Annotated in this window: 7 protein-coding genes and 1 pseudogene; 4 read left to right on the forward strand and 4 right to left on the reverse strand. The window is 37.0% G+C overall.

What is annotated here, in order from left to right; genetic code table 11:
- Positions 1-220 precede the first annotated feature (220 nt).
- From ACEW8F_RS09900 to ACEW8F_RS09910, 3 genes and pseudogenes are all read right to left on the reverse strand, one after another.
- Positions 221-820, reverse strand: a complete 600-nt coding sequence (locus ACEW8F_RS09900) for an Rpn family recombination-promoting nuclease/putative transposase (RefSeq protein WP_373483311.1) — start codon at positions 818-820, stop codon at positions 221-223.
- A pseudogene (locus ACEW8F_RS09905) lies at positions 741-1,237 on the reverse strand (Rpn family recombination-promoting nuclease/putative transposase). The gene ACEW8F_RS09900 and the pseudogene ACEW8F_RS09905 overlap by 80 nt, the downstream one beginning before the upstream one ends.
- 350 nt (positions 1,238-1,587) lie before the next feature.
- Positions 1,588-2,796 carry an ATP-binding protein gene (locus ACEW8F_RS09910; RefSeq protein WP_373483312.1) on the reverse strand — a complete coding sequence of 403 codons (1,209 nt, stop codon included), beginning with the start codon at positions 2,794-2,796 and terminating at the stop codon, positions 1,588-1,590.
- Positions 2,797-3,060: 264 nt separating this feature from the next.
- Here ACEW8F_RS09910 and ACEW8F_RS09915 point away from each other — a divergent pair, with 264 nt between their 5' ends.
- The 4 genes from ACEW8F_RS09915 to ACEW8F_RS09930 all read left to right on the forward strand — a co-directional run bounded on the left by ACEW8F_RS09915 (position 3,061) and on the right by ACEW8F_RS09930 (position 4,444).
- A complete protein-coding gene (locus ACEW8F_RS09915; protein WP_373483313.1) occupies positions 3,061-3,243 on the forward strand; it encodes a type II toxin-antitoxin system HicA family toxin in 183 nt (60 codons plus the stop codon).
- Positions 3,244-3,267: 24 nt separating this feature from the next.
- Positions 3,268-3,669: a type II toxin-antitoxin system HicB family antitoxin gene (locus tag ACEW8F_RS09920; RefSeq protein ID WP_373483314.1), complete on the forward strand. Its 402-nt coding sequence runs from the start codon at positions 3,268-3,270 to the stop codon at positions 3,667-3,669.
- Between the two features lie 207 nt (positions 3,670-3,876).
- Complete coding sequence (locus ACEW8F_RS09925) at positions 3,877-4,146, forward strand: type II toxin-antitoxin system Phd/YefM family antitoxin (protein ID WP_373483317.1); 270 nt, start codon at positions 3,877-3,879, stop codon at positions 4,144-4,146.
- A complete protein-coding gene (locus ACEW8F_RS09930) occupies positions 4,133-4,444 on the forward strand; it encodes a type II toxin-antitoxin system RelE/ParE family toxin (RefSeq protein WP_373483315.1) in 312 nt (103 codons plus the stop codon). The genes ACEW8F_RS09925 and ACEW8F_RS09930 overlap by 14 nt, the downstream gene beginning before the upstream one ends.
- A gap of 192 nt (positions 4,445-4,636) precedes the next feature.
- On the opposite strand, the gene ACEW8F_RS09935 is transcribed toward ACEW8F_RS09930, so the two are convergent.
- The coding region (locus ACEW8F_RS09935) for a transposase (protein ID WP_373483316.1) at positions 4,637-4,935 on the reverse strand (299 nt) is incomplete at its 5' end.

A 4,935-nucleotide genomic window follows, 5' to 3' on the forward strand; every position in this document is an offset into this window, starting at 1 on the left:
TCGCTTAACCCTGTAAATTTCGATTAGCTGTTTTGGGCCATTGTTCGGATTTTTTGATGGCTTGTTTACCATGCCATTTTTTATTCATCCTAATTTTTAAAAAATATGAAATTTACTATTGACTTTTATTAGCTGGTCTTATGGGACTTAACTTATTGAAAAAAACGGAATAGAAAAGGAGCACCAAAGATTACATCGGTGCCGCTTCATTTTGTAAAAATTAGTTGTTCATTTCCTTGGCCAGCTTTTCAACTTCTTTTTTAGTTAGACCTGTTAATTTGGCAATGAGAGGTAGTTCAACGCCTTCATGGACAGCTTTTCTGGCAACTTCCAAAGCAGTGTTTTTAGCCCCGACTTCCATACCCTTTTCCAGGCCTTGTTCCAAACCTTGTTCCAAACCTTGTTCCAAACCCTGTTTGAGACCCTGAATAAGACCTTCGTTTTTACCTTCTTCTCTTAAAATATCAGCTAATGACATGATTGTATCACTCCCTCCCGGATAGGTTGTTTCAAGTTTATGGATAATATTATTGATATCGTTTTTAGTTAATTGTGGACCGGCATTAAAGACATAGCGAATAAAGGTTTCGAAATAGCCCATACCGGTTTCTTTATCCTCCAGCTCTTGCAAAGAGGATGCAGCGCGAAAAATATCCTCCTGAATACCAGCACTGTTTTTTGTGAAAATATCGCGAAATATAGATAAGAGAATGCGAAGCTGGGCATCGCCTTTAATTTCGTCATCCGTATATCGGGAAATATCGTAAAGTAGATACTGATAGTTGGGGATTGGAACGGATTTCTGAAGGCAAGTCATCATAGCCCCGGATCATTTCGCCCAAACTGGTTTTGATTTTCCAGGTCTCTTTTCCGTGATAAATAACCAGCGGAATGACAATAGGGATTTTATGATCAAGCTCTTTTTGCATTTTTCTTTCCCAAATTCGAACCATATAGTTCAGCAATTGAAAAGCAATATTTTTACTGGGGTAGCTTTATGTTCAAACAGAAAATAAATGTAACCTTCTTTTTTGTTGATATCTACCTGAAAAAGCATGTCTGAAAAAACTTCCTCAAGTTCATCATTGATAAAACTGTCTTTTTGCGGCTCCAATGTGTTAATGTCGACAATATCCACAATATTTTGAGGCAGATAGTTTCTTAAAAAATCTTTGGCTACTGCCAAATTTCCGAAAGTTTCTTTAAAAAATTTATCATGAGGATTTTGCACTTTCATTAGATCACCACCTTGTTCACATTATACAGGATGCAGGTTTAATATTCTATTAAATTTTTTAGGGTAGCGGTGCCACTGAAACCTCCGAAACCCTGGATAGCCCCATTGGTAACCACTACAAGCAATCAAAGGCAGCGGAGCCACTCTCTTAACTTTTCAGATTAACTTATGAGCTGGTCTTATTAAGTAGCGGAGCCACTGAAACTTCCGAAAAAAGAAGGCACCTGTGAATCTATACAATATCCCCATAATCGTTTTTGGTAATGTAAATTGGTTCTTCGGCAACATGACACATTTCTGAGATTTGTGACGTGTTTTCAAATCCTTAATTATACCATTATTAACCGGTCTTATTCATCATTCAGTAAAAATTCAAGAATATTGATTATCTTTATGCCTTCAAAATCTGAATAAAGAGTGTTGTCCATGGTAAGGATTATTTTTGGATAATGATCGGTGATTGATTGAAGAGGTTTTAGTTCGCGTTGCCTTGTTGCGTCATCTATAATGCTTGCAGAAACCTGGTAGTAAATTTTTATGTTTGATTTTGTTGCTACGAAATCTACTTCAAGTGTTCCGATTTTTCCAATAGCAACAGCGTATCCGCGTCGCAGTAATTCTAAATAGATGATGTTTTCGAGCACATGTCCGTAATCGGTGTTTCTAAGACCTGTCAACTGATTGCGAAGGCCAATGTCAACCATATAAAATTTTTCAAGAGTTTTGAGAAACAGCTTACCTTTCAGATCATAGCGGTTTGCACGGTAAATGATAAAAGCATTTTCAAGCATTTTCAGATAGTTATCAATGGTGTCACTGGTTGTTTTTCTTCCGCTGCTGGTCAGGTTGTCGCTAATTTTTTTAGTCGATACGATACTTCCAATGTTAGCTGCAATAAATTTCAGGACGCTTTCCAGCAAAGCGGCGTCTCTGACATGATTTCTCTGAACAACATCCTTCATAATCACTGTATTGTAAATGCCGCTCAAAAATGGGGCGATCGTATCGGGATGGTCTTTTAGCTCAACAACGGTAGGGAGACCGCCAAATTCTAAGTAATCTTTAAAAATTGCATCCACATTGTTACCTTTTTCGAAATCAGTAAAATCAAGATACTCTTTAAAGGACAACGGCAGCATTTTTATCTCTACATATCGACCGGAGAGAAGGGTAGATAACTCTGAGGACAAAAGATAGGCATTGGACCCAGTGATGTAAACATCAACATTAGAATCCACTAGAAATGAATTGATGGCCTTTTCCCAGGACTCAACCTGCTGTACTTCATCAAGAATAATGTAGTATTTTTGATTTGGGATCGTCATTCTGTTATTGATATAGTTATATAAGTGAACATACGTTGTAATCTCATCGAATTCAAAGGCTTCAAAGTTCATCCGGATAATATGATCATCGCGAACACCACTGCTACGTAAGTGTTCCTCGAATAATGAAAGCAAAGTTGATTTACCGCAACGGCGTATACCAGTAACAACTTTTATCAGCGGTTTATCTTTAAACTGAACTAGTTGAGTTAAATAAAGATCTCGGTTTTTCATAATAATCACCTCACAATATTGATTATACCAGAAATAAAGAGATGCTCAATGATTATTTCGATTATAGTCGAATAAAAAAGATAAATTAAATTAAACCTGAGTATAGACGAATAAGTTGCTTTGGTTAGCGGTGCCACTCTCTTAACTTTTGCAGCTTAACTTATAAGATAGAGTTAGGGTAAAGGCTAAAAACGGCGCATTATGCGCATTGATTTCTTGACAAGTATACGTATAATGCGTATAATGAAATCATAAGGAAGAGGCATGAAATTTAGAGAAGTTGAAAAAATGATACTGGATGATGGTTGGTACTTCAAGACAACTAAAGGTTCGCATAATCATTATAAACACCCTACGAAAACTGGGAAAGTCACCATACCCAAGCGTGTCGGAGATCTCGATCTTAAAACTGTCAAATCTATAATGAAACAGGCTGGCTTAAAATAGCCTTTCACGAGGAGTAATGAAATTATGAAAAAATTAGTTTATCCTGCAATTCTTTATCCCTTTGAAGTTGGGGAAGGGTACACAGTAGAAGTCCCAGATCTCCCCGGATGCATCAGCCAGGGAGATAGTCTGGCTGAGGCCATTGAAATGGGGATTGACGCTGCTTCTGGATGGATTTTAGATGAATTAGAAGATGGTAACGAATTAATTAAGGCGTCCACGATTGAAAAGATCGTTCCAGATGAGGGCGGGTTTGTTCAATATCTCGTATTGGATATGGACACATACACAGAAAAGCACGGAAATAAAGCGGTCCGCAAAAATTTAACCATTCCATCCTGGTTGAATACCCTTGCCGAAAAACAGAATATCAATTTTTCTGAAGTTTTAAAAGACGCACTTGCTGATAAATTACATATCGCATAAAATGAAGGTAGCGGGAAGAAATACGGTGCCTGACGTTAACTTATAAACTTATCTATCGGAAATAAATTGGGCCTATAATTTTGATCACGAACCTAGCGCTTGTGAATGTGTCTGTTTCTGTTCTATTTGGCTAAACCTATCTTGCTACAATGATAGAATTATTATATAATAATGGCAGAATAATTAATGAAAGATGAGGAAAGAACGATGATTATAAAATCTTCAACCACATTGAGAAACGATTATGGAAAAATTTCTTCGCTTGCTCACGAAACAGACGAACCAATTTATATTACGAAAAATGGGGAAGGTGATATTGTAGTGATGAGTATTGAAGCCTTTGAAAAAAGAGAACAAATATTAAAATTACGTTCAAAAATCATGGACGCAGAATTGTCAAGAATAGCTGGTGAACCAACAATTACCTTAAGTGAAATGCGAAAAGTAATGAAGGGAAAATTTGATGCCGCACTATAAGGTGGAATTACTTCTCCCCGCCCAAAAAGAACTAGAGGAAATTGCGGAATATCATTTATTAATGGTCGGTTCAAATTCAGCACGTAAAATTGTTGAAAAGATAATTAATGCTATGGAACGTCTTGAGGAATTCCCTTTATCCTGTCCACTGGTACCTGATGAAGAACTAAAAAGCCAAAACTATCGAATTCTGGTTTGCGATCAATATATCTGTATTTATCGGCTACTGGGCGAAACTGTATTTATTTATCATATTGCATCTGGGGCATCAGAATATGGGAAACTATTAAGGACGTAGTGTTAAAGTTGGCGGCAGGTAGCAGTGCCACTGAAACCTCCGAAAAACAGCCATAAAAAAGCACGATTTCTTAAATCATGAATGAATATTCGTTGATCTGAGGCTAATAGAAACCTAAAAATTTAATTTTTATAAAAGGTTTGAAAATGACTAAGGAATTGGCCGCAGCAGCTACTTTTCCCTCCGCAGATTTCATCCAGTTTTCAAATTTTTTGGTGGAGGGAATAATAAAGAAACCATCCTTACAATATTGCAGGCTAGATTGGCCATGGTAATATGAATTTTTGCCCCACGAAGTCTGATATACCGGCACCGTCGTAATCCGTGATTTCTGACCATTGTAGCAAAACGTCTTTCTATTTTGTAACGCTTATTGTAAGCAATGGTGAAGTCTGGGGTTGAAACTCTGGCTTTGTCTGTTAACACCGCATCATGGCGTAAATAAACCGTCACATGTCTGCTTTTCTGGTGGTATTTACCATTTTTTAGGC

The sequence above is a fragment of the Acetobacterium sp. genome, from assembly GCF_041752335.1.
Taxonomy (GTDB): domain Bacteria; phylum Bacillota; class Clostridia; order Eubacteriales; family Eubacteriaceae; genus Acetobacterium.

Bases quoted from the DNA above. Each gene is read 5' to 3' on its own strand.
- ACEW8F_RS09925 (WP_373483317.1), top strand. From the start codon at position 3,877: ATGATTATAAAATCTTCAACCACATTGAGAAACGATTATGGAAAAATT.
- ACEW8F_RS09900 (WP_373483311.1), bottom strand. From the start codon at position 820: ATGATGACTTGCCTTCAGAAATCCGTTCCAATCCCCAACTATCAGTAT.
- ACEW8F_RS09930 (WP_373483315.1), top strand. From the start codon at position 4,133: ATGCCGCACTATAAGGTGGAATTACTTCTCCCCGCCCAAAAAGAACTA.
- ACEW8F_RS09915 (WP_373483313.1), top strand. From the start codon at position 3,061: ATGAAATTTAGAGAAGTTGAAAAAATGATACTGGATGATGGTTGGTAC.
- ACEW8F_RS09910 (WP_373483312.1), bottom strand. From the start codon at position 2,796: ATGAAAAACCGAGATCTTTATTTAACTCAACTAGTTCAGTTTAAAGAT.
- ACEW8F_RS09920 (WP_373483314.1), top strand. From the start codon at position 3,268: ATGAAAAAATTAGTTTATCCTGCAATTCTTTATCCCTTTGAAGTTGGG.